The organism is Nodosilinea sp. LEGE 07088 (genome assembly GCF_015207395.1).
Lineage (GTDB): Bacteria > Cyanobacteriota > Cyanobacteriia > Phormidesmidales > Phormidesmidaceae > Nodosilinea.
This window is the reverse complement of sequence record NZ_JADEWX010000004.1, coordinates 57,349-79,387: the sequence shown is the minus strand read 5'-3', so window position 1 is coordinate 79,387 and position 22,039 is coordinate 57,349. Positions and strand designations below refer to the sequence as shown.

The 22,039-nt window shown below is 58.1% G+C and carries 25 protein-coding genes and 4 pseudogenes; 19 read left to right on the top strand and 10 right to left on the bottom strand.

All coding sequences use genetic code 11. From position 1 onward, the window contains the following. Window positions 1-8 precede the first annotated feature (8 nt). The 5 genes and pseudogenes from IQ254_RS02410 to IQ254_RS31275 all read left to right on the top strand — a co-directional run. On the top strand, window positions 9-1,427 hold the full coding sequence (locus IQ254_RS02410) for an ABC transporter substrate-binding protein (protein WP_313887342.1): 1,419 nt from the start codon (window positions 9-11) through the stop codon (window positions 1,425-1,427). A 278-nt stretch (window positions 1,428-1,705) separates the two neighbouring features. Then, window positions 1,706-2,302, top strand: coding sequence for an acetamidase/formamidase family protein (locus tag IQ254_RS31280; RefSeq protein ID WP_313887341.1), 597 nt, complete (start codon window positions 1,706-1,708; stop codon window positions 2,300-2,302). After that, entirely contained in the window at window positions 2,211-3,167 is a 957-nt protein-coding gene (locus IQ254_RS02405; protein WP_228039989.1) for an acetamidase/formamidase family protein, read from the top strand. The genes IQ254_RS31280 and IQ254_RS02405 overlap by 92 nt, the downstream gene beginning before the upstream one ends. Further along, complete coding sequence (locus tag IQ254_RS02400) at window positions 3,164-3,604, top strand: hypothetical protein (protein WP_193963977.1); 441 nt, start codon at window positions 3,164-3,166, stop codon at window positions 3,602-3,604. Before IQ254_RS02405 ends, IQ254_RS02400 begins: the two co-directional genes overlap by 4 nt. Before the next feature lie 79 nt (window positions 3,605-3,683). Then, window positions 3,684-3,833, top strand: a pseudogene (locus IQ254_RS31275) (ISNCY family transposase); the annotation flags it as partial. 123 nt (window positions 3,834-3,956) lie between these two features. Here IQ254_RS31275 and IQ254_RS02395 read toward each other — a convergent pair. Beyond that, window positions 3,957-4,280, bottom strand: a complete 324-nt coding sequence (locus IQ254_RS02395) for a Uma2 family endonuclease (protein WP_228039987.1) — start codon at window positions 4,278-4,280, stop codon at window positions 3,957-3,959. Between the two features lie 148 nt (window positions 4,281-4,428). Between IQ254_RS02395 and IQ254_RS02390 the strand changes: the two are divergent. The 4 genes and pseudogenes from IQ254_RS02390 to IQ254_RS02375 form a co-directional block, all read left to right on the top strand. Next, window positions 4,429-4,587, top strand: a pseudogene (locus IQ254_RS02390) (Uma2 family endonuclease); the annotation flags it as partial. Between the two features lie 35 nt (window positions 4,588-4,622). Next, window positions 4,623-5,138 carry a tRNA adenosine(34) deaminase TadA gene (gene tadA, locus IQ254_RS02385; protein WP_193963974.1) on the top strand — a complete coding sequence of 172 codons (516 nt, stop codon included), beginning with the start codon at window positions 4,623-4,625 and terminating at the stop codon, window positions 5,136-5,138. A gap of 281 nt (window positions 5,139-5,419) precedes the next feature. After that, a complete protein-coding gene (locus tag IQ254_RS02380; RefSeq protein ID WP_313887340.1) occupies window positions 5,420-6,085 on the top strand; it encodes a lysophospholipid acyltransferase family protein in 666 nt (221 codons plus the stop codon). A gap of 197 nt (window positions 6,086-6,282) precedes the next feature. Next, window positions 6,283-7,206, top strand: a complete 924-nt coding sequence (locus IQ254_RS02375) for an L-lactate dehydrogenase (protein WP_193964008.1) — start codon at window positions 6,283-6,285, stop codon at window positions 7,204-7,206. 114 nt (window positions 7,207-7,320) lie between these two features. On the opposite strand, the gene IQ254_RS02370 is transcribed toward IQ254_RS02375, so the two are convergent. From IQ254_RS02370 to IQ254_RS02360, 3 genes are all read right to left on the bottom strand, one after another. Continuing rightward, entirely contained in the window at window positions 7,321-7,602 is a 282-nt protein-coding gene (locus tag IQ254_RS02370) for a TMEM165/GDT1 family protein (protein WP_193963970.1), read from the bottom strand. Between the two features lie 34 nt (window positions 7,603-7,636). Then, window positions 7,637-7,927, bottom strand: coding sequence for a TMEM165/GDT1 family protein (locus tag IQ254_RS02365; RefSeq protein WP_369011285.1), 291 nt, complete (start codon window positions 7,925-7,927; stop codon window positions 7,637-7,639). A gap of 211 nt (window positions 7,928-8,138) precedes the next feature. Continuing rightward, complete coding sequence (locus tag IQ254_RS02360; RefSeq protein WP_193963968.1) at window positions 8,139-8,495, bottom strand: YkgJ family cysteine cluster protein; 357 nt, start codon at window positions 8,493-8,495, stop codon at window positions 8,139-8,141. A 157-nt stretch (window positions 8,496-8,652) separates the two neighbouring features. Here IQ254_RS02360 and IQ254_RS02355 point away from each other — a divergent pair, with 157 nt between their 5' ends. Beyond that, the gene (locus IQ254_RS02355) at window positions 8,653-8,784 is read left to right on the top strand and encodes a photosystem II reaction center protein Ycf12/Psb30 (protein WP_193963966.1); all 132 of its coding nucleotides are present in this window, start codon (window positions 8,653-8,655) and stop codon (window positions 8,782-8,784) included. A gap of 17 nt (window positions 8,785-8,801) precedes the next feature. Here IQ254_RS02355 and ispD read toward each other — a convergent pair whose 3' ends face one another. Beyond that, window positions 8,802-9,527: a 2-C-methyl-D-erythritol 4-phosphate cytidylyltransferase gene (gene ispD, locus IQ254_RS02350; protein ID WP_193963964.1), complete on the bottom strand. Its 726-nt coding sequence runs from the start codon at window positions 9,525-9,527 to the stop codon at window positions 8,802-8,804. 244 nt (window positions 9,528-9,771) lie between these two features. On the opposite strand from ispD, the gene IQ254_RS02345 reads away from it, so the two are divergent. The 7 genes from IQ254_RS02345 to IQ254_RS02315 all read left to right on the top strand — a co-directional run bounded on the left by IQ254_RS02345 (window position 9,772) and on the right by IQ254_RS02315 (window position 15,361). Then, window positions 9,772-10,710 (top strand): glycosyltransferase family 9 protein, encoded by a 939-nt coding sequence (locus tag IQ254_RS02345; protein WP_193963962.1) that lies wholly within the window; start codon window positions 9,772-9,774, stop codon window positions 10,708-10,710. Window positions 10,711-10,827: 117 nt separating this feature from the next. After that, the gene (locus tag IQ254_RS02340; protein WP_193963960.1) at window positions 10,828-11,343 is read left to right on the top strand and encodes a hypothetical protein; all 516 of its coding nucleotides are present in this window, start codon (window positions 10,828-10,830) and stop codon (window positions 11,341-11,343) included. Window positions 11,344-11,490: 147 nt separating this feature from the next. Beyond that, complete coding sequence (locus IQ254_RS02335) at window positions 11,491-12,174, top strand: ferritin-like domain-containing protein (protein WP_193963959.1); 684 nt, start codon at window positions 11,491-11,493, stop codon at window positions 12,172-12,174. Between the two features lie 200 nt (window positions 12,175-12,374). Continuing rightward, on the top strand, window positions 12,375-12,758 hold the full coding sequence (locus IQ254_RS02330) for a DNA-binding transcriptional regulator (protein ID WP_228039981.1): 384 nt from the start codon (window positions 12,375-12,377) through the stop codon (window positions 12,756-12,758). 330 nt (window positions 12,759-13,088) lie between these two features. Then, the gene (locus tag IQ254_RS02325; protein WP_193963955.1) at window positions 13,089-13,328 is read left to right on the top strand and encodes a hypothetical protein; all 240 of its coding nucleotides are present in this window, start codon (window positions 13,089-13,091) and stop codon (window positions 13,326-13,328) included. A gap of 281 nt (window positions 13,329-13,609) precedes the next feature. Continuing rightward, complete coding sequence (locus tag IQ254_RS02320; protein ID WP_193963953.1) at window positions 13,610-14,419, top strand: cupin domain-containing protein; 810 nt, start codon at window positions 13,610-13,612, stop codon at window positions 14,417-14,419. A gap of 72 nt (window positions 14,420-14,491) precedes the next feature. Continuing rightward, window positions 14,492-15,361, top strand: coding sequence for a DMT family transporter (locus tag IQ254_RS02315; protein WP_228039979.1), 870 nt, complete (start codon window positions 14,492-14,494; stop codon window positions 15,359-15,361). A 27-nt stretch (window positions 15,362-15,388) separates the two neighbouring features. Here the strand turns inward: IQ254_RS02315 and IQ254_RS02310 are convergent, their stop codons facing one another. Together IQ254_RS02310 and IQ254_RS02305 are read right to left on the bottom strand one after the other, a co-directional pair. After that, the gene (locus IQ254_RS02310; protein ID WP_193963951.1) at window positions 15,389-15,808 is read right to left on the bottom strand and encodes a hypothetical protein; all 420 of its coding nucleotides are present in this window, start codon (window positions 15,806-15,808) and stop codon (window positions 15,389-15,391) included. Window positions 15,809-16,017: 209 nt separating this feature from the next. Beyond that, complete coding sequence (locus IQ254_RS02305) at window positions 16,018-18,291, bottom strand: hypothetical protein (RefSeq protein ID WP_193963949.1); 2,274 nt, start codon at window positions 18,289-18,291, stop codon at window positions 16,018-16,020. A 245-nt stretch (window positions 18,292-18,536) separates the two neighbouring features. On the opposite strand from IQ254_RS02305, the gene ilvA reads away from it, so the two are divergent. Then, window positions 18,537-20,048, top strand: a complete 1,512-nt coding sequence (gene ilvA, locus IQ254_RS02300) for a threonine ammonia-lyase, biosynthetic (protein ID WP_193964002.1) — start codon at window positions 18,537-18,539, stop codon at window positions 20,046-20,048. A gap of 231 nt (window positions 20,049-20,279) precedes the next feature. Here ilvA and IQ254_RS33415 read toward each other — a convergent pair. The 3 genes and pseudogenes from IQ254_RS33415 to IQ254_RS31970 all read right to left on the bottom strand — a co-directional run. Beyond that, a pseudogene (locus tag IQ254_RS33415) lies at window positions 20,280-20,658 on the bottom strand (transposase). 173 nt (window positions 20,659-20,831) lie between these two features. Beyond that, on the bottom strand, window positions 20,832-21,074 hold the full coding sequence (locus IQ254_RS02290) for a hypothetical protein (protein WP_193963947.1): 243 nt from the start codon (window positions 21,072-21,074) through the stop codon (window positions 20,832-20,834). A gap of 44 nt (window positions 21,075-21,118) precedes the next feature. Beyond that, window positions 21,119-21,232 (bottom strand): annotated as a pseudogene (locus IQ254_RS31970) (SAM-dependent DNA methyltransferase); the annotation flags it as partial. Between the two features lie 403 nt (window positions 21,233-21,635). Between IQ254_RS31970 and IQ254_RS02280 the strand changes: the two are divergent. Further along, on the top strand, window positions 21,636-22,007 hold the full coding sequence (locus IQ254_RS02280; protein ID WP_193963945.1) for a hypothetical protein: 372 nt from the start codon (window positions 21,636-21,638) through the stop codon (window positions 22,005-22,007). The last annotated feature ends 32 nt before the right edge of the window (window positions 22,008-22,039 follow it).

Genomic DNA, 22,039 nt, shown 5'->3' with positions numbered 1-22,039 from the left:
CCTCCGCTGTGGCTAAGTCTCCGCCCCCTATCGTCTATATCGCCGCCGTTGTGCTGGCTGGGGGGGCAATGTGGTGGCTATGGCGATCGCCGCCCTCCTTCAAGCTACCCTCGATATTTGGCGGTGTTGCCAACACCCTCCCCTCCTCCAGTTCAACCGACCTGAGCCAGGGCGATACCGTATTTTTAACCACCTCAAAAAATACGGCCACCAAAGACATTGCCGCCTCCCTAATCGCTAAAGCCGACTGGGCCGCCGCCAAAATTGTGCTGCAACAGGCTGTTGCCGAAGACCGCAACGACCCTGAAGCGCTGATCTACTTCAACAACGCCCGCGCCTACGACCAGGGGAATCCATTGGCCATTGCTGTAGTGGTGCCTCTGTCGAGCAGCCCCGACACCGCCCAAGAAATGATGCGCGGGGTGGCCCAGGCTCAGCAAGACTGGAACGATCGCGGCGGGGTGGTCAACCGTTTACTGGCGGTAACGGTGGTCAACGACGGCAACGACCCCGAGCGGGCGGCCGCCGTTGCCAAAACCCTGGCCGATCGCTCCGAAATCCTGGCCGTGGTGGGCCACAACTCCAGCAGTGCCACCATCGCTGCCGCCGAGACCTATCAGGCCGCCCAGCTGTTGATGGTGTCTCCTACCAGCAGCAGCACCCAGATCAGTCAGCTGGGCAACGCCATCTTTCGCACGGTGCCCTCTGACCAGCTGGCCGCCACCCAGCTGGCTCGCTATAGCCTGACCGCCGGGAACTCAACCTTTGCAGTCGCCTACAACTCCGAGAGCGGCTACAGCACCAGCTTTAAAGATGCCTTTACCGCCACGGTGCTGAGCGAGGGCGGCACCGTCGTCGATCAGATTGATCTGGCCACCGACCCTCAGCCAGCAGCGGCCCTGCAGCGGACAACCCAGAGCCAGGCCCAGGTGCTGATGCTCAGCCCCAATGTCGATAAACGCGAGGCGGCTATAGCTCTGGCCACTGCCAATGCCGCCCTGCCCGAGGCCCAGCGCATGGCCCTGCTGGGCAGCGACTCCCTCTACACCTACGAGACCCTGGCAACGGGGCGCAGCGCGGTGGCCAATATGGTGCTGGTGGTGCCCTGGCATCCCAACCTACCGGCCAGTCGCGCCTATGCCCAGGCGGCAGAGCAGCTTTGGGGTGGCCGGGTGAGCTGGCGCACCGCCCTCAGCTACGACGCCACCGAGGTGATCTTGCAGGCCCTGACCCAGAGCCGCGACCTGACCCGCTCGGCGGTGCTGGAGGCGGTCAATGTACCCGGGTTTACCCTGGCGGAGGGGGCCTCGGGCAGCGTGCAGTTTATGGGATCGGGCGATCGCAGCCAGGCCGGTGTGCTGGTCAAAATTGTGCCATCCACCAGCTACGACGCCGGGTTTGATTTTCAGCTATTAGACCCCCCGTAGGGGCATAGCATGTGTTATGCGACATAAGGGTATCCCCCTGAGTGCGACACAAAGCTATGCCCCTACGAGTTTCTGGCTTGAATCGGGGGTTCCCGCATCGGATTCTGTGTAGCCAGTGCGCCTCCTCAGTTTTTGCCAGTGGCCGTGGCTAACGTCCTAAACGCGGTGGTATCGCTATAGGAGCGCCAAACGGTAGCGAAGATAGCCACATGCTCACTCCTTTCCCTGGTACTTAAACAGAAGTTAACATTATCCCCAGTGGGGGGATTGGAGGGTGTGTGAGGAATTGGAAGCTGGGCCTAGGGCTAGCTCTAACCGTAATCCTAGTGCTGGTCGGTGCCACCGCCGGGCATAGCCAGATGCCAGCGCCGATTGTGCTAGAGCGGATGGGCGAGTTTTGTGCCGACGATGCGGCCTGTTTTAATCGCTATCATCCCGATATTCCCCCGGTGGCGACGGCTGTGCCCGGCCAGGAGATCGTCTTTGGCACCCGCGATGCCTTTGACAGCGCCTTTGGCCCCGGCTCTACCCCCGAAGATGTGGTGGCCGCTGACCTGGCCCTGGTGCACCCGATGACCGGCCCGGTTTACATCGAGGGAGCCAAACGCGGCGATGTTTTGGCCGTAACGCTGCAGGATGTCGAGCCCGATCCCTACGGCTACACGGTGATTGCCCCCGGCTTTGGCTTTCTGCGCGATCTGTTTCCTGACCCCTACATTGCCAACTGGAGCCTCGATCGCACCGCCGCCGTATTACATCGAGGGAGCCAAACGCGGCGATGTTTTGGCCGTAACGCTGCAGGATGTCGAGCCCGATCCCTACGGCTACACGGTGATTGCCCCCGGCTTTGGCTTTCTGCGCGATCTGTTTCCTGACCCCTACATTGCCAACTGGAGCCTCGATCGCACCGCCGCCGTATCGGCAGAAATTCCCCAGGTAAAAATTCCCTTTGCCCCCTTCGCCGGGTCAATGGGTGTGCTGCCCGGTGAACCCGAACTGGAAACCTTCTTAGCCCGAGAAACCCATCTGGGCGAAGTGGGGGGCATCGCCCTGGCCCCCGAGCCCACCGGCGCCCTACCAGCGGCCATCTGCGGCCCCGACGGCACCGACAACGACCGCTGCATCCGCACCATTCCACCCCGGGAAAATGGCGGCAATATGGATGTCAAGCAAATGCAGGTGGGCACGACGATTTTGTTTCCCTGCTTTATCGATGGTTGCGGCCTGTTTATCGGTGATGTCCACTACGCCCAGGGGGATGGGGAAGTCTCGGGCACCGCCATCGAGATGGGGGCCACCGTCACCGTCACCACCGCCATTCGCGAGGGTCTGGGGGCGCAGGTGAAAGCGCCTCAGTTTGAAGGGGGCGACCAGCTCAAGGCCCTGGCCCCAGAGAAGTTCTATGCCACCACCGGCATTCCAATCAAACAGGCCGGAGAGATTCCCCCCTACTACACCTACTTAAATAGCGAGGTGCTAGAACCCCTCAGCAATCTGTCTGAAGACCTCACCCTGGCGGCCCGCAATGCCCTGATCGACCTGGTCGATTACCTGGTGGAAAACCACGGGCTGACCCGTGAGCAGGCCTACGTGGTGGCCAGCGTGGCCGCCGATCTGCGCATTGGGCAGCTGGTGGATGTGCCCAACTATCTGGTGTCGGCGGTGCTGCCGCTGACCATTTTTGAGGACTCAGTCAACACCCAAGGCCGGGTCGAGATGGCGGAGAGGTTGGGCCCATGAACCGCCGGGGCTTTTTGCACATGGGGGCGATGGCCCTCTGGCCGGTGCTGGGCCACACCCCGTTTCCCCAATGGAAGGTGTACCGCCAGCTCCACTTGTTTATCGTGGTAGACCGGGAAGACGAACTGGCCTGCGATCTGGGTCGCGCGATCGCCCATACCCTGGCCACAGAACTACCCGAGTCGCGGGCGATGGTCACCCGCGCCCGCGATGGCTTTAGGGTGGCGAGCTTGCTCAGTACCAAGCAACTCGATGTGGCCCTGGTGCCGCGATCGCAGTTCACCGCCTGGCAGCAAAACGAGCCCCCCTACGACCAGCTGGAACCCACTGTTTTGCAGGCGATCTTTAGCGTGGGAGACTATGTGTTGATCAGCCGCGATGACTTTTTGAGCGATCACGCGGCCCTGGTCAACCAGACGTTGCAGTCGTATCTGTAGGCTAGCCTTCAATCCAGATTGGTATGGGGGATTATTCTAACCTTGCGATCGCAGGCATTCGGAAGTATGAGGTAGAAAATCTACTGCCACCAACCACACCCTGAGCGATGACAACGTAGCAGAAATTGTTCTAGCCGGGCGCACAAGCTGGAAGGTGGAAAACGAGCATAACAACACTCTCAAAATCAAGGGTCACAACCTAGAACACAATGTCGGCCCCAGTCAAAGGCGACGCAGCAGGAACAGGTGCATCGCTTTGACAACTTTGGCCAGTCAACCCCGGCAGTCTAGATGCCATTGAGCGGACCTGCGCGCGGCTGGGGGAATTGTTTGGCGCTTCAGCAGACTCAGGTTATTGAAACTGGGTCATTAGCCACTGCCCCACCGCTATTTGGTCGCTCTGGCGGCGGCGCTGTAGAGCCGACTTGAGAACATCTAACGAAAAGTCGGGAAGTACGCTGGACTGACGAATTTGCTGGCTGCCCTGGTTAGCGATCGCAAATCCCAGCACCTCGGCCCCACCGACATCGACAATCCAGTACTCGGCAATGTCGAGATTTTTGTACAGCTGCCGCTTTGCCCCCAGGTCATCTAGCAGAGAGGCTTTGGCAATCTCGATCGCCAGATTGGGCGGGGCAAAATGGTCTAAATTGACCACAGACAATCCCTGGGGCATCTGGGCCACGTGGTCGCCGATGTAGATCGACAGCTCTCAATGCCCCTATTGTGCCAGAGATAGCGCCCGCCTGATCTTGGCCAGGGGTGTAGTGGGAATATAGACCAGTGATAATAAGAGAGTCGGCGTTGGGGAAGGGAGACTGATCATGGTTCAGGCCCAGGCACCCAAAATGACCCTGGAAGCGTTTTTGGCGTTGCCAGAGACAAAACCAGCCTGTGAATTTATCGATGGGAATGTTGTACAAAAACCGATGCCCAAGGGGAAACACAGCCGCCTAAAGGCAGCACTGACCACGGCTATCAATTATGAATAATTTGGCCATCTGTTTTAGCCCCTGCTATGCCCTACGATGTTCCTCCCCTGGATTTGGAAAATGAGGCGGAAGTCACCCACCGCCGCTGGATGCTGCGATCGCTAGAACTAGCCGAGATCGCCGGGGCAGCTGGCGATGTGCCCGTGGGTGCTGTGGTGGTGGGCCCTGGAGGTGTGGTGCTAGCGGAGACGGGCAATCGGCGTGAGCAAGACCAAGACCCCACCGCCCACGCCGAAATTTTGGCGCTGCGAGAAGCCGCCCGCCGGTTGGGCAACTGGCATCTCAACGAATGCACCCTCTACGTCACCCTTGAGCCCTGCCCCATGTGCGCCGGAGCGATTATTTTGAGCCGGTTAGGATTACTGGTATACGGTACGGCTGATCCTAAGGCTGGGGCGGTGCGATCGGTGCTCAACCTGCCCGATGGCCCCTGTTCCAACCATCGGCTAACAGTAGTTCCCGGTATTTTGGCTGAGCCCTGTCGCCAGCAACTCCAGCAATGGTTTCAGCAGCGGCGGCAAGCGCAGCGTCGCCAGTTCTAGCGTCATGACACCGACTGAACTGTCCTGAGATGGGTTGGTGCCCTGGGATAGTCGCTATAGGGTAGTGCTTATACACAGACTAGGACAGCACTCGATATGTTTCCGGCTACGGGCGACTGAACCCGCAGGGGGGCATACTGGGCAAACCTAGTGTAAGCACCACATGTTTTAGTACCCATGGTTCCTGCGTACGCTTTCTTATGAAATCTTCTGAGTTGTCTGAATCGTCTCCTGCACCCTCCACGGGGGCAATGATCCCAACCGCATCTCGCTGTTCACCTGTGCTCACCCCTCTGGCTTACTTTTTGGGTGAACGGGTGGTGGTGCCGGCCTACTTTGGCCCGATTTCAGTGACAGGGCAATCCCATCTGCCTGCCACGGGCCCGGTGATCTTGGCACCCACCCATCGGGCCCGTTGGGACTCGATTTTGCTACCCTTTGTCGCTGGACGCTCGGTTACCGGGCGCGATCTGCGATTTATGGTCACCGCAGATGAAGTTAAAGGGTTGCAGGGATGGTTTATTCGGCGTTTAGGCGGCTTTGCGGTTGATGTCCGTCGGCCCACGGTGGCTAGCTTGCGCCACGGCATTGACCTGCTGCTAGGGGGAGCGATGCTAGTGATTTACCCCGAGGGTGGCATCCGCCGAGATGACCGTGTGCACAACCTCAAGCCAGGGCTAGCTCGTTTAGCGGCCCAGGCCGAGGCGGCTCAACCGGGGCTGGGGGTGCAGATACTACCCATCGATATTCACTACGGCGAAGACTATCCCCGCTGGCGCTGCCCAGCCCAAATCACGATTGGAGAGCCACTCACTGTGGGCCGCTATTTGAGCAGCCAAGACTCGCCTGAGGCGCTCAAGGCCAGCGCCAAGCACCTGACCGAAGATTTGCAGACTCGCCTAGAAACTATGGTGGCCGATCGCCAGGCAACCGAGGTTAGAACTTAGGTAACGCTCTCAGAAAAGACTCTCAGGCAACACCCTCAGGCAACACCCTCAGACAACAATTGAAGCGCCCACTACAGGACGATTTGCCAGCGCTATGGTTTATTAAAGCGTTGCCCCTCAGCCCGAGAAGTCCTATGGTTGATAGCCTCTTTGTCGCCAATCCACCAGATGATTTCCAGCCCGATCCGTTGCGTCCACTGAAAGGGGTCATTGTTGGGGCGGGGCAGGTCGGGTTGGCCTGTGCCTACGCCATGATGATTCAGAATGTGCTGGATGAAATGGTGCTGGTGGATATTAACCAGGAGAAATTGCTCGGCGAGGTGATGGACCTGGAGCAGGGCATGTCGTTTGTGCATCCCACGGTGATTAAAGCGGGCACCATGGCTGAGGCTACCGGGGCCGATGTGGTGATGATCACGGCTGGGGCGGCCCAAAAAGAAGGCGAGACCCGCCTAGACCTAGTGCAAAAGAACGTTGAGATTTTCAAGCGACTGATCCCTGACATTGTGGCCCACTGCCCCCAAGCCATTTTGCTCGTGGTGTCTAACCCCGTAGACGTGCTCACCTATGCGGCTTGGCGGCTATCGGGATTGCCTAAAAATCGGGTGTTTGGCTCGGGCACGGTTTTGGATACCGGGCGATTTCGGTACCTGCTGGCTCGGCATCTGGGTATTGATGCCCGTAGTTTGCACGCTTATATTATTGGCGAACACGGCGACAGCGAAGTGCCTTTCTGGAGCCAGGCTAACGTCTGTGGCACCCCCCTTTACCACGATGGCATGCCGACTGAAGAGCGTCAGACGATGGATGATATTTTTCAGCAGACCAAGCATGCGGCCTACGAAATCATTCAGCGGAAAGGCTATACCAATTACGCGGTAGGCCTGGCGGTTACGCGCATCGTGCAGTCGATCATTCGCGACCAAAATCGGGTGCTGACTGTGAGTTGCATTATGGATGAGATTTTAGGAGTGCAGGATGTGTGTCTGAGCGTGCCGGCGGTGGTCGGGCGCTCAGGCATTAGCCGTCGCCTGCATCTCACCCTCAGCCCTGGGGAAGAAGAGCTGCTGCGGCAGTCGGCCCAAACCCTGCGCGAGGTGATCGATTGCATCCGGTTTTAGCCTATTTGAAGCTAGAACCCATGTGTATCTAAGCTTGAAGCCTGTTTGAATAGGCCTATTTGAGGAATCGGGGGTAACCCAACAGGATTTAGGATTACAACAGTAGGTGGCGGTTTAATCGGAGCTTTCGCCGGGCCAAAGCAGTCTGACGGCGAGCAGGGCAAACCCCACCGCTGCCACCGCCTTAACGAGACGTTCGGGCAAAACTTGGGCGGTGCCCTCGCCAATAATGACCCCCAGAAAGCTGGCCAGAAGCAGCGCAGCGGCGGTGCCGAGGAAAACAGCACGGGGCGATTTGGAGCTACCGCCTAGGGCGATCGCAGCGATTTGACTCTTATCCCCCAGTTCTGAGATGAACACGGCGGCAAAGCTGAGGGCGAGGAGGTTCCAATCCATAGGGTGGGTGTAGGGGGTTGGTCAAGTCTAGAGACTAAGGGTGGGCAATATCCCACAACAGCCACACCGTAATGCCCAGCAGGGTGGCTCCGGCTGCCGTGTCGAGGGTATCAGGAGAGACGCGGCGGGCCAGCCATTGCCCCAGCAGCACTCCTAACAAACTGGTGGTAATCAAGGCGCTGCCAGCGCCTAAGAAGACGATCCACGGGGCCTGAGACTGGGCACTCATGAGTAGCGTGGTCACCTGGGTCTTGTCGCCCAACTCAGCCAAAAAAATGGTCACAAAGGTAGAGCCAAAGACGCGCCAAAACGCCGATCGGCTCACGGTTGTGGCAGGCTGGGCGGGGTCGCTAGCAGGGGACTCAGGGGCAGGGCTGGAGATGGGCACGATGGCTAAAGCCTGGAGATGGGTGCACTGGGCGGTTGGCGGGCTAAGCTCTGGGCTGGGTCAGCCCTATCGACCACCGCTGATATTTCATAATGCTTTCATTATCTGCAAGGGTCTGCAAAACTGCAACTGGAGCGCGTTCTAGGGCCTAGGGCTCTAGGCCCACAGCCTGCTCAAACCGAGTCATCTCAGGGCTAGAGTCACCGTAGATATCAGCAATGTGCTCTTGGCAGCAGTCAATGGCAAACTCATCCAGCTCGTTGGCGTCAACGCCAAACATGGTTTCAAAGGTATCGGCGGCCACTCGGCAGAAGCTCGGCCGGTCTGGATAAATATTGCAGAGGCGTTGGCCAGAGTCGTAGTGGATACACCAGCCATCGTCACCGACCAGGCTGAGATACAGTGTCAGCTGCTCGGGAGACAGGTAAGACTCAAGGTCGGGGCGCTCGGCGGGCGCTAAAAAACAGCAGGCGCCACAGGATTTTACACATTGCCAGGTGGCCATTGAGTCTCCTCGGGCCTTCCTGGCCCCACGATCGCGGGCAGTGCCTGCTGCCTTAGAATTTTGTTAAGTTATCTAAAATAGGTGCTGCGTTAGCAGGTAGAATGAGCACCGAAAGCAAGCTTTATTCTAGTCCAGTCGCCTTGTGTTGGGAGGTTTCATGAGCTTTCTGAGCAGTTTTTTGAGTAATATTAACTTCGAGCTAATTGCCCAGTTGACTATGCTCGGCATGATTGTCGTTGCCGGGCCGGTCATTGTATTTTTGCTGTTTCTTCGGGGCGGTGACCTGTAAACGCAAAATCTTGAATTTCAGACAGCTACGGCGTTTGGGTAGTCTTTGGGCGATTCCAGGCGCTGTTTTAGTATGAATTCTGCGATCGCCAGATCCATGGGCGTGGTCACCTTGAGATTGCTTTCTTCGCCCGCTACCACCTGCACCGGGAGATCGCATTTTTCAAACAGGGCGGCGTCGTCAGTGACGTTCCAGCCCTGGGTGAGCCCTTGCTGGTGACACTGTTTTAGCGGCGCTACGTCAAATCCCTGGGGGGTTTGGGCTGCCCACAGGTACTGCCGATCGGGGGTGGCTTGAATGGTTTGGTCGTCATCGACGACCTTGATCGTATCTTTGACGGGCACGGCGGCTACCAGCCCTGGAGTAGTTTCCAGGGCTGCTGCACAGCGGTTGAATAGATCGGGGGTGGCCAAACAGCGAGCGCCATCATGAATGAGGACGTGGCTGGCTGCCGCTGGCAGAGCCTGGAGGCCGTTATAGACCGATTGTTGCCGACTGTTGCCGCCAGTAATTAAGTCTACGGGCTTGGTGAGAGCGAGCGATCGCACAATGGTCTCCAGATCGGGGCGATCGCGCTCTTGGCAGATCAGGCCAATCCACACTATCGCTTCGGCCAGGGCGGCGGCCTGGAGCGTCCAGGCAATAATGGGCTGCCCCAACAGGTCGATCAGAACCTTGTTGCGATCGGCTCCCATGCGGCGACCGCTGCCAGCGGCGGGGATCAGTAAATAAGCGGGGGGCATAGCGGGCGCAAAACGGACAATACCTGGCTGGGGCGGGCTGAGCTGGCCACTCACGATCGGGCCGGGCTGGGGGGAGATGGGCCTGGAGACTGACGTTTGGCGGCATCATCCGGGTGAATTTTGACCTCCGGAGGGCAGGATTTATCACCTTTGGTGAAATTTAATGCATTTTGTCAGCCAGATATCCCTTTAACCTTAACCAGGTTCCACTACAATAGCTTGCGAATAGGCATGGACGTTAACTATGCGGGTACTGGCTCTTGTCCCAGGGGAAACGGAGACTCAGCTGAGCTTCTTTCCGATCATTAATCAGATCAAAGACAGCTTTGAAAACGCCGAAGTATCAGTGGTCGCGGCCCCTGGCACTGCGGCCATCTATAAGCTCTCGACAGCGGTCGCCGAAGTGGTGCCCTACAACTTTGAGGCCAGTAATAGCCCGGCAGACTGGGCCAACCTGTTGGGCATTGTGCGCGATCGCGAGTTCGATGTGGCGCTCACCCTCACCGATTCCTGGTCTATTGGCCTGTTGTTGTGGCTGAGCGGGGTGCCTGCGCGGCTGGGCTACAGCGGTGGGGCCAACGATCTGCTGCTAACCAATACGGTGCCGCGCCAGGCTGAGACCCCTGACTATGGCGATTTGCTCGGGCTCATCAATATTTCTGGCACCCCGCCGGCACTCTCGATTAATGTGCCTCGCAGCGACCTCGCCGCCGTTGAAGCAATGCACAAAGGGGCGGGGCTAGCCGATGGCTACGTGTTGGTATATCCCGGCCCTACGGCAACGGGGGCGATCTACCCCACCGACAGCTGGGTCGCTATCCTCAAAGATTTTCAGCAGCGCCAGCCTGATTTGCCGGTGGTAATCCTCCAGACCGACGAGGGGGCACCCCAAGCCGCCGCCATTGCCACCTTAGTACCCGACCTGAAGATTCTGCGGCCAGAAACGCCAGGTCAGGCCGCCGCGATGATTGCGGCGGCTAACCTCGTGGTGGCAGTAGAAGGCTACCCGTTGGGCTTGGCTATGGCTCTCAATGTCTACGCCCTAGGGCTGCTGTCTGGCGATCGCCCCCTGCTGCCCAGTCATGATGCCAATCGCCTAGTCACCCTTACTTCTGCTAATGGCACCTTAGCCGACATTAATCCAGACCAAGTCTTGAAGAAGATTTGGAGTGAAGGGGCTTAAAGGCCTTTACTTTAGATTCATCCAGGCATCACTATCCGATCGCCTCTGAGCTTACTATGTGGGCATAAAATTGTCGTGACTGCCCAGCTATTGTTAGCCATTGGAGTGTTTTGATCTATGGATAAGATTAAAGAACAAGCCAGCATCGTCAGTCAGCTCTTGTTTTCTGCCGACACTGGCGACATCTACAAAAAGACCCTAGCCCGCACCTGGGATATTCTCCGGGAAGTCGCTATCCTGCTGTGGTTAGTTATTTGCCTCACCTTTGTCGGGGGGGAGTGGTTCTATCGCACCGCTGTCGGCCTGGGCCGCAGCACCCGCACTTGGTACATTGGCCTCAGCGAAAAAGACCCTAGCGCTGCGCCTGCCTCGATGGCCTCTACCGGTCAAGCCCTGCTCAATACCGTGCAGTCGAGTACCGCCTATCTCCTTTCCCAAGCCCGTCAGCAATTGGGCATTCCAGAGTCCGAGCCCAAGCCTTCGGTGGCAGCAGAACCCCCAGCCCAGCCCGCTCCCGTTGTCGCGCCGGTGGCACCTCCTCCAGCCCCTGAGCCACCTGTTTCGGCTCCAGAGGCCACTGCCTCTGCGGTTCCGCCTACTGCCGATGCCGATGCCGATGCCGATTTAGCCTAGCTGATTCCTGGCCCCAAGCAAGCTCGCAGCCCAGCCGCAGACACCAACGTTCTCCGGCTTTATTTTTGGCTGCGTTTTGACCGAGGCGGTAGCATCGGCTAGGACTTTCTACAATAACCACAGGATCCAATTTTTTAGCCCTGAGCGATGCTTCAGCACTACCTATTGATTAGCTTTAGCGCCATCTACTATAGTCAGAGCGCTGCAAACGCCCAACGGCGGCCTCACCTGTTAGCATCCCTGGCTCTGCAGGAAGCCGAAGGCAGCCGCACGGTTGATTATATTCGGCAGGCCAAGGCCACTGATATTCCCAGCTGGCTCGACGAACAAATGCAGCGCCACGTCAATGACGAGGTGCGCCATGCTCAAATTTTCACCAGGGCTGTAGAGCGCGAAGGCTACTTTATTGATCTCGATAGCCAAGCCGCCCAGCAGTCGCGATTGAGCGTAGGCGAAGCCTCCATGCGGCGCTACCACCAGGTCGAAGACCTGGCCGCAGCGCCGTTGCCTCACCTGTTAGCCAGTGTCTTTTTGGCCGAAGAGATGGGCGTACGCGGCTTCCGCTGTATGCTGAAGGCCTTGCCTGCACAGTTGACGGTTACCCGGGCTGCGATCGAGTCAGTGCTGCAAGACGAAGAACGCCATGTGCGCTATCTGAGTGATGCTCTGCGCTACTTCCACGCTACTGCTGTAGCCGAGGCCTACCGTCGCGATATTGAGGCGAAGATGTTCAAAGACTTGGGCAAGGTCGTCGAATTTATCACCAAACCTGCCGCTGAACGCCCCAGCTTAGTACAGCCAGGCCAAAAGCCCGGATTATCTCTTGTCTGAACAGCCTTGATACCATAGGGTTGCTTGAGCTGAATTTCTGGCTTTTAGCGACATAATGAGTTCTACTGCCAAGGTAGCCCTGGGCCATGAGCGTCAAACCTGGAAGCAAATACTATCCCCTCTTCGAACATTTGCAACACTGTGAGCAGGGGGCCATAAGCCTGACATTTGCTGAGATTGAGACCCTAATAGGCCGCTCATTGCCGACTTCAGCGCTGAAGAAGAAAAACTGGTGGAGCAATCGCGATAGCGCCAGTGCCCTCCAGGCCAGGGCCTGGGTGAGCGCCGGTTACCAGGTAGAGGCGGTCGATTTAGCTCAGCAGACCGTCACCTTTCAAACCTTCCAGGCTACTTACCAGGTTCAGCACAAGGATGGTGCGATCGATTGGCAGGGCCGTGCTATTAAGGCGCTGCGGGTGTACAAAGGGCTCAACCAGGAGCAGTTTGCCAGTGAACTCGGCGTGCGCCGAGAAACCGTGAGCGAATGGGAAAACAGCAAGTATGAGCCCGATCGCTCTAAGCGGAAGCTTTTAAACATCATTGCTAAACAAGCTAACTTCGGAGATCTAGAATCAGATTCATAAAATTCTATTGACTTTTTGTTCGTCTGACCCACATAATATTGATATGCGATCAGGTGTACTTCTGACGCGAAATGTTCTTTTCCGATCACCCATGCAATATGCCAATGCACCTCCCAGGGCTCTTTTCCTCGCGCTAGGCAACAAAATCTGTCCAGGCTGAATCACCTGTTCTAGAACCGATTTGTTCTGGCACTGATTTGTTCTGGCACTGATCTGTTCTGGTCTAGTGTCGCCAGATTTCTCAGGCAAGTCCTATTCCCACTCACTTGCTCGGGCTTACATAAGCCCGAGCCCACAACGCTAGAAACGGACCTCTAACGACTAAAAACTATGTTGAATGAGCCTCTTGGGGAGAATGACCTTCCCAGCACGTTTACGCTGCCAACTTACCAACCCGATCGCCTGACCCACATTCTCCTCGGTGACTATGCTGCTGTCATAGAAGCCATTAACCGCATGGAAGTGTTGCGGTATTGCGCCAGAGTCGCCTGGATCGACCCTATCCCTACCGGACGCAGCGGCGAATACATCAGCGTAATGACTCGCCGTATTACACCTGCGGAGGATTGAGGGTCGGTAGGCTGAACCATTCCCAGGCCAAATCCGATCTCAGGCCAAATCCGACTTGGCTATCTCCTATTGCTCGGGGCAAATTCCATAGGGCCTCTGGCTTGGCTACCCTAATGCCCTACAGGTTGGCCTTAATGGCAGCGCGGGCGGGTGGATTTGGTATCACAGGTGCTGCCTGGGAGTTGTCCGCCCCTAACAGATGGCTAATTCTGGCTGTGATAGGGTTTAGCTCTTGTTTTCAGCATTATCCTCCATCATCTTTGGCCTAGGAGCCGTTAGCTATGAAATCTGTTCAATCTAGAGCTTTGATGGTTCTAGGGCTGGTTACCTCTGTCGGCTACGGCCTTATCTCTACCCCTGCTATGGCTGAGGAAATGTCAGAATCTACAACTGAAACCAGGGAGTCAGGGCTGGCTAACTCCAACGTAGTTGACCTGGCTGAGCTCACGGCAAACCCGAGCAACTACGACTTCTTTACCTTCAGGCCAAACCTCGAAAAGCTGATTCTTTCCGGTGCTGCTGACACCGAGCACATCAGCATTCTGTGGTACACCATCCCCGACGGTAGCGTAGGGCTGCATTACCATTCCATGACCGAGTCGGTCTATGCAATCGCTGGCACCCAGACCGATGCCAAGGGGGTATACCCGACTGGCTCGCTCTACTTTAACCCGCCCGGCAGCGGCCACTCGATCTCAGACAGCACGGGCTTCTTTATTTTGGCCTATGCTTCGCCCCCAGATTTTGCCAACACCGATCTGATTCAAGACTACACGCCCGTTCAAATCAACACCGCTGATCCTGACTTTGAGACCATGTATCCCTTTGCCGAGGCCCAAGCTGGCGTCTCAGTTTACTCGGTGCCGCTCGATCCAGCGGGTGGCATGAGTTCTCAATTTATTCAAAGCACGTCCTTAGAGAGCTACGAATACATCGGTAACTATCTGCTGGTGTTGAGGGGCAGCTGCACTATCGACGGCACCACCTTTGACCAAGACCAGCTCGTGGTTGCAACCACCATTGATACCCAGGCTTACCAGGTCAGTGCCGTTGAAGGGGGCAACTGTTTAGCCCTGGGCCTGTCATTTTAGGTGGGTTGGCTCAATAGCCTACCTTGGCTCCATTTTGGGTCAAGGTTTTAGGGCGGTAAGCCCGGCTTAGCCATGATGATGACTTATCTTAAGCTTTTGGTCACGATGGCCCTTTGGGGCGGCACCTTCATCGCCGGACGGCTGGTGGTACAGGATATGGGGGCCTTTGCTGCGGCCTTTTGTCGTTTTGCAGTGGCTTCGGTTGCGCTGGTGATACTCACCTATGCGATCGAGGGCGGGTTGCCCTGGCCTCCCAAAAAGCTGTGGCTCTCGATCGCACTGTTGGGGTTGACGGGCATTTTTGCCTACAACGTGTTCTTTTTCTCGGGGCTGAAAACGGTGGAGGCCGGGCGAGCCGCGCTGATCATTGCCCTCAACCCGGTGGCGATCGCCCTGGGGGCGGCCCTGGTGTTTAAAGACCCACTCAGCCGCACCAAGCTGCTGGGCATTGGCCTCTCGCTGGTGGGAGCGGCAGTGGTGATTAGCGATGGTGCCCCGCTGAAACTGCTGCGGGGGGATGTGGGCTTGGGGGAGCTGTTGATGCTGGGCTGTGTGGTGAGTTGGATGAGCTACAGCCTGCTGGGCAAAGCAGTCATGGCCGAGCTATCGCCCTTTGCAGCCACCACCTATGCCTGCGTAACCGGAGCGCTGCTGCTGCTGGGGCCAGCCCTGGCCGATGGGCTGGGGCTGGCGATCGCCACCGCATCGCTCACCACCTGGGGCGGCATTGTCTACCTGGGCATTTTCGGGTCGGCGGTGGGCTTTAGCTGGTACTACGACGGTCTGCGTCAGCTGGGGCCAGCGCGGGCTGGGGTGTTTATTAACCTGGTGCCAGTCTGGGCGATCGCCCTGGCGGCCCTGATGTTGCAAGAAACGCCAACCTCGTCGCTACTGCTGGGGGGCTGTCTGGTGATTGCAGGGGTGGTGATGACCAACCGCTAGGCACCTTCCGCAGAGTAGGCGGCGGCCCTAGGGGAATGCAGATGGGTTAGCTTCCACTGCCATCCCCTCCGCTAGAGGCTGATCGGGCGGGGCGTTCAGAATGACATTGTCGGTTGCGTCTAACCCGGAGAGAATTTCGATCGCTTCTAAGATGTCTAGCCCTGTGGTCACGGGGCGCTGCTGGGCTTTGCCATTGTCGTCATTGAGCACGACCGCATCGAAGGGGGCGACAATGGCGTTGTCGGCAATCCGGGCCCGTAGGTTGGCCAGCGTAGCCTGGTTCTGACGAATCGCTAGTGCCGACTGCTGGAGGTCAACCTCAGCCCCGCGCAGGTCTGACTGGGCGGTTTCCAGGGCGTCGCGATCGCGATCGTACTCATCCTCGGCAATAAATCCCTGGTCTAGCAGTGATTGCGATTCGACCAGGCGCGCCTGGGCTCGCTGCACCTGACGCTGTTGGTCTTGCAGTAATTCCCCCTGGCGCTGTTGCTCCAGCCTGAGAATTTCGGTCTGAATTTGGGCCTCGTCGAGCTGTTGTTCCAGGGCGCGATCGCGTTGTGGGGCGGCACTACCGTAACTGCAAGATCTAACTCACCTAGGGTACTTTGCCAAGGGCAGGCCCGAGTCGCCGCTCACTCAAACCGTTAAGTCGGCGATCACTCAAACCGTTGAGCCGCCGCCGCCCAGGATAATAGCTGGTAACCTCCAGACCCATACACCAGCAACTCCACGGGGCTCCCTGGGGCCGGGCTCGTCAACGCGACTAGGGTTTGGGAGGCCAATATATCGCTGTAGAGCACCGTGCCATTGGAGCTGAGAATAATGGTTTTAGAACTGTTCTGGTCTACCGAGACACCCCAGGTTTTAAGTTGATTCAGAGCGGCCTGATTCCAGGTCAAGACTCGTTCTGGTTGGCCATCCCCGGTCAAGTCCAGGCTGTGCTGCGACAGCTCATCCAAGACATCCATCAGGCTCGCTGGGGCAGGCTGACGATCAAAGATAGCAAGCTCCACTGCCGCTGCCACCACCGCCGACTCCGGCTGCTGACGCTGGCCAGCAGCCAACCACATCAGGGCTCCCTGGGAAAATATGAGAGGCGGTAGCGCCGCCTCGTTGGCCGGTGGCCCGGTAGCCAGCAGGGTCGCGATCCCATCGGTTAACTGTAGCCCTCGCAGGGTGATGGGAGCCGCCACCCCAGTGGTCGGGCTAACCCACTGCAACAGCTGCGGTGAGGCCTGGGCCACGGGCTGAATCGCTGGCCAAACCGCCGCTGGGGCGGCTCCACTAGGGATTACCAGACCGCCCGATTGCCAGGTTCTGCCCTGGTTTATAGCTCGTAGCTCGATGGCGTACCACTGCCCTAACGAAGCATCGAGGGCTTGACCTGGCGCCGCGTAGCCACTGCTGGGCGCTGCGATCGGACGGGCCTGGCCGATGATCGCCTTCAGGGGGGGTAGAGCGATCGCAGCGCCACCCTCCGACGCCTCGGTTGTCGACGCTTCAGTAGCGGTCTTGACCCTAGCAACCGCTGGTTGCTCAGCCCTCGACAAAGCGGCCAGCACAGCGGTCAACCGTTGCCGGGCCGCTGTCGGCACCGACTGTCGGTTTAGCCAGTCTTGATCGGCCCCATCCCGACGGTCAGGCTGGGCTGGCCGAGCCCTGAGTGCCAGCCCTCCCCAAACGTATACGGCTGGGTCTGGGTTGGGGAGAGCCGCCGCAGCGCTAATACGATTCCACAGCCGACCCTGATCGGCCTCTAGGCGTTTAATCACCGCTGGCAATAGATCGGGGTTGGCCTCTAGGATTGCTAACGCCCCATCCCAACGGCCATCGATCACCAGCGCCAGCATCTGCTGGGTTGGTGTCGACCAGTCTTGCCCAGCCTGCTGGGACGTAATCGCGGCATGGCGCTCCATCAACCTGAGCTGGGCCTCAGCCGCTGGGGTCCAGTTTTGACCAAGGGATGCTTTTAGCCCAGCGAGCTGGGTTTTGGCCGGGTGCCACAGACCGCCTCGCGCCGATCGCAGCGCCCGCTGATAGGCAACGGCCTGGGCACCGGCATCGACGGGCATGCGCAGCCACGACACTGGCTGCAGGCGCGGAGTCGTCCCGGCCAGCACCTGTATGCCTCGCAGGGCCGGGTCTAGGCCTACGGTTTCATCAACGACGAGATCGCTGGGTGCTTGGCCATCGAGATCGACCCACTGGGGTGGACGGTTGGTGGGGCTGCTCCAGGAGGCCAGCAGGTCTAGCTGCGGGGTCTGCGGATCGATGTAGAGCAGGTGTCCGTAGCGGAGGGCCAGTCCCTGCTCTTGCCAGATACCTTCTAGGGTGAACCAGGTGCCCGAGGCCGAGGCGGCTGGTGGTAGCGGCGCTATCTTTGTCAGAGGCAGGGTGGTCGGTAAGGCGGTAGGGGCCTGGGGGCTGCTGTGCCAGGGAGCCAGCACCGTTGCTCGGGGTAGGGGATCTACCGTAAGGGTTGCGATCGCCCGCCATTCATCGTCGCTGCCGCCAGGGCCAGGCTGGGTTTGATAGAGGGTCAGGGCGGCGATCGCCCCAGTATCGGCCTCTAGCAGGGGCAGCACTTGCCAGCCAGATTTTCCCTGCACGGGCAGCGGCACGCCCAGTTGCTGCTGCTCTGCCGCCGCCTGCCGTCGCAGCTCATCTAGAGTCGTAGCCGGGGGTAAACTCACAGACTGCGACTGTAACCGAGCCCATCCCTGGGGTACAGCCTGGGGATCGAGCATGAGCCGCAGGCCCAGCCGAAAGCTCAGTACCAGTAGCGCCAGGCCACCCCCTAACCCACATAGCACCAGCGGTGGCCCTAACCAGCGCCAGAGACGGCTAGGGCGGCCACCCACCCACACCTGGACAGGGCCAGGGCTATTGACCTTAGGGGCCCTAGGGCGAAGAAATAGTCGAAGCGGCATGGACAGTACGCCAATTTCCCCTGCAACTCTAGCGCAGGATGTCCCATTGCGATCCCCTGTCTGCGCGGTTCTTCACCGATTGCCCACGATGAGAGCCTCATCGGTGACAAATTTTGCGGCTGGCCCTCAAGTAGAGCTACTTCACCAGACAATCGCTGACCTCAGGCCCGACTGCCAAAATCGAGTACGCCACCGCCACCACCGCTCTAGAATGAAGGTTTAATCCTTTGCCATCTCCCTCCGCAATGCCCACCGACTATCTCGAACGCATTCTCACCGCCCGGGTCTACGATGTCGCGCAGGAAACCCCCCTGGAGTTGGCCCCCAACCTATCGGCGCGGCTGCAAAACCGGCTGCTGCTGAAGCGAGAAGACATGCAGCCGGTATTTTCGTTCAAGCTGCGGGGAGCCTACAACAAAATGGTCCACCTGTCGGCGGAGCAACTGGCCCAGGGGGTGGTGGCATCGTCGGCGGGCAACCACGCCCAGGGGGTGGCGCTGGGCGCCAAGCAATTGGGCACCCGCGCCATTATTGTCATGCCCACGACTACCCCAGCGGTCAAGGTCAGCGCGGTCAAAGCGCAGGGGGGTGAAGTCGTGCTCCACGGTGAAACCTACGACGATGCCTATGCCCACGCCCGCCAGCTTGCTGACGAAAAGGGGCTGGCCTTTGTGCACCCTTTCGATGACCCCGATGTGATTGCGGGCCAGGGCACCATTGGTATGGAGATTTTGCGCCAGCAGCCCCAGCCGATCCACGCCATTTTTGTCGCCATTGGCGGCGGCGGTTTAATTGCGGGCATCGCTGCCTACGTCAAACGACTGCGGCCCGATATCAAAATCATCGGCGTAGAGCCCTTTGAAGCCGATGCCATGTCTCAATCTCTAAAAGCAGGGGAGCGGGTGCGGCTGAACCAGGTGGGTTTGTTTGCCGACGGCGTGGCGGTGCGCCAGGTGGGCGAAGAAACCTTTCGCCTCTGCCAGCAGTACCTAGATGACATCATTTTGGTTAGCACCGATGACACCTGCGCGGCCATCAAAGACGTGTTTGAAGATACCCGGTCGATCTTAGAACCGGCTGGGGCGCTGGCGATCGCCGGAGCCAAGGCCTATGTTGAGCGCGAGGGCATTGCCGACCAAACCCTGGTGGCCGTGGCCTGCGGGGCCAACATGAACTTCGATCGCCTGCGGTTTGTGGCCGAGCGGGCCGAAATCGGCGAACATCGCGAAGCCATCTTTGCTGTTACCATTCCCGAAACCCCTGGCAGCCTCAAGGCGTTTTGCGAATGCATCGGCACCCGCAACCTGACCGAGTTTAACTACCGCATTGCCGACAACCACGAGGCCCATATTTTCGTTGGGTTAGAGGTGCAGGGTCGCGCCGATGCGGCTGATATGGCCCAGCTCTTTGAGGCCAAAGGCTTAAAAACCCTGGATTTAACCGACGATGAACTTTCCAAAATGCATTTGCGCCACATGGTCGGCGGCAAATCGCCCCTGGCCCACGATGAGCTGCTGTACCGCTTCGAGTTTCCTGAACGCCCCGGCGCGCTGATGAAGTTTGTCAGCGCCATGAGCCCCGACTGGAACATCAGCCTGTTTCACTACCGCAACAACGGCTCCGACTATGGTCGCATTGTCGCTGGCATTCAGGTGCCGCCCAACGAAATGGCCCAGTGGCAGGGCTTTCTCGACAGCCTCGGCTATCAATACTGGGACGAAAACCAAAACCCCGCCTACAAGCTGTTTTTGGGCTGACTGCGAGCGTCCTGTACCTCCAGCAGCAGTAGAGTGGGCAATGCCCACCAATCCACTCATTCACCCACCGCTAACCCCAACAGTGCTAATTTTGGATTTACGATTTTGGATTTTGGTGAGGAATGTTGAGTCCAGCAGTAGGGTGGGCAATGCCCACCAATCTACTCATTCACCCGCCGCTAACCCCTCTCCATCAAACACATCTGCTCTCTTGCCTCCACAGCAACATCCCTAACCCTCCTCATAAAACCCCTCTGCCACAAACCATCGAAAACTTGAAAATTTCCATTGGTGTGGGCAATCTACCAACCCGTGCTTCACCGGGTTGTAGTGCACATAATTTACATGATCTATCCAATCTGCCTCATCACGAATGGTGTGCTCCCAAAATCGTCGCTGCCAAACGTCACTTTCTCGTTAGAAAATGAATGTGGTCGGGGATTACCACTGCTGCTGTGACCTCGAAGGGCATTTCTGCTTTAACAGTGGCTGTGGCTTGGCGAAGACGAGCAATGTTAATAGGATCTGCAAAGATGGGCCTGCGGTTGAAGGTTACCAGAGTGATAAAAAGGGTAGCCCCAGGGGTATAGGCGCGCCGATAGTCAGGCATTTGTGGAGTGGCGGGAGGAATATATGTAGTATTCCCGATTGGGTGGTGAGCGCAGGTTTAAGGTGGGCAGTGCCCACCCTACAAGGCTGGCTGTAACCAGCTCGCTGCAACGGCATGGGATTCATGGTCCGGCAAAACGGCTGCCACCAAAATAGAAGTGTCAAAAAAGCACCTCATAACCCAAACGATCGCTCCTCACGCGCCGCCTGCACCGCTGCCACAAGATCGAAAGTTGGAGAAATTTTGCCTTGATAAACCAGCACATCCCCTTCCCAAGCCAACATCGGTTCAAGCTCTGTTTCCATGCGCGGAATAGGATGAGATTCCCTAAGCGATTCGAGTAACCGGATGGCCACCTGTAAGCGCTCCTCTTGGGATAACTGACTGGCGGCGGCGAGTACCTCTTGAACTGTCATACGTCCCCCTCAGAGCGATCAGTCTCATGCATAGCTTAATTCAGGTTAATGCGCTCCGTCTCATGCTTCACCAGGTCGAGCATTGCCTCAACTATCCACGCTGGGGTGAAAACCTCCCCGTGGTCGGCGACTCGTTTTTTGGACTTGACGTAGTTCATGTGCAGATGCATTTGAGGCGATGCTTCCTTCTCCCTCGTGCCCAAGCTCTGCCTGGGCACGAGAATCGCACCCCGGTGATAGGCAATCGCGCCTGGGCGATAGGCAAGTACAGCCCTGCGATAGGCAATCGTACCCCGACGATAAGCAATCGCACCCCAGTGATAAGCAATCGCGCCCCGGAGACAATCAATCGCACCCCGACGATAAGCAAGTACAGCCCTGTACTTGCTTCACCCTCATCGCCACTTCATTCAGCACCGTCTGTTCATATTGCTTTTGCAAAGCTTCGCCCTATTTTCCGGACTAGCTGGGGCAGCGGGCACATTACGCCCAGCGCCAGGTAAGCCCCTACAGCCTCGTCGCTAACGCCAACTCACAAATCCATTTAGGAGCATTCCAACCATGTCTACTACCGATACCAGCCGTCGCCTGCGGTCCATCTACCTCGATCAAGATGTCGATTCGCTCCGGGGGGTGGGCACCATTGCCGACTACGCCTCCGGCCGTCCCGAAACCACCCTGAAAGGGCTGCAAAACAGCTACGCCGCCATGATGGCCGCCCAGGATGAAGAGACCAAAACCATGGTGCGCGCCAAAGCTGCCGCCGATAAGGCCCGCCTGGCGGAGTGGCAGTTTCACGACAACATTCTGGCTATGAAAGAACTGGTGCGCGGGGTCTATGGGTCTGACAGCGACGAAGCCCAGGCCATTGGCTACAAGAAAAAATCTGAGCGTAAGCGGCCCCGGCGCTCGATTAAGGTCGCCGCGATGTAGGCCTTAAATCTGCCTCCGCAGCCCGTGAGCCT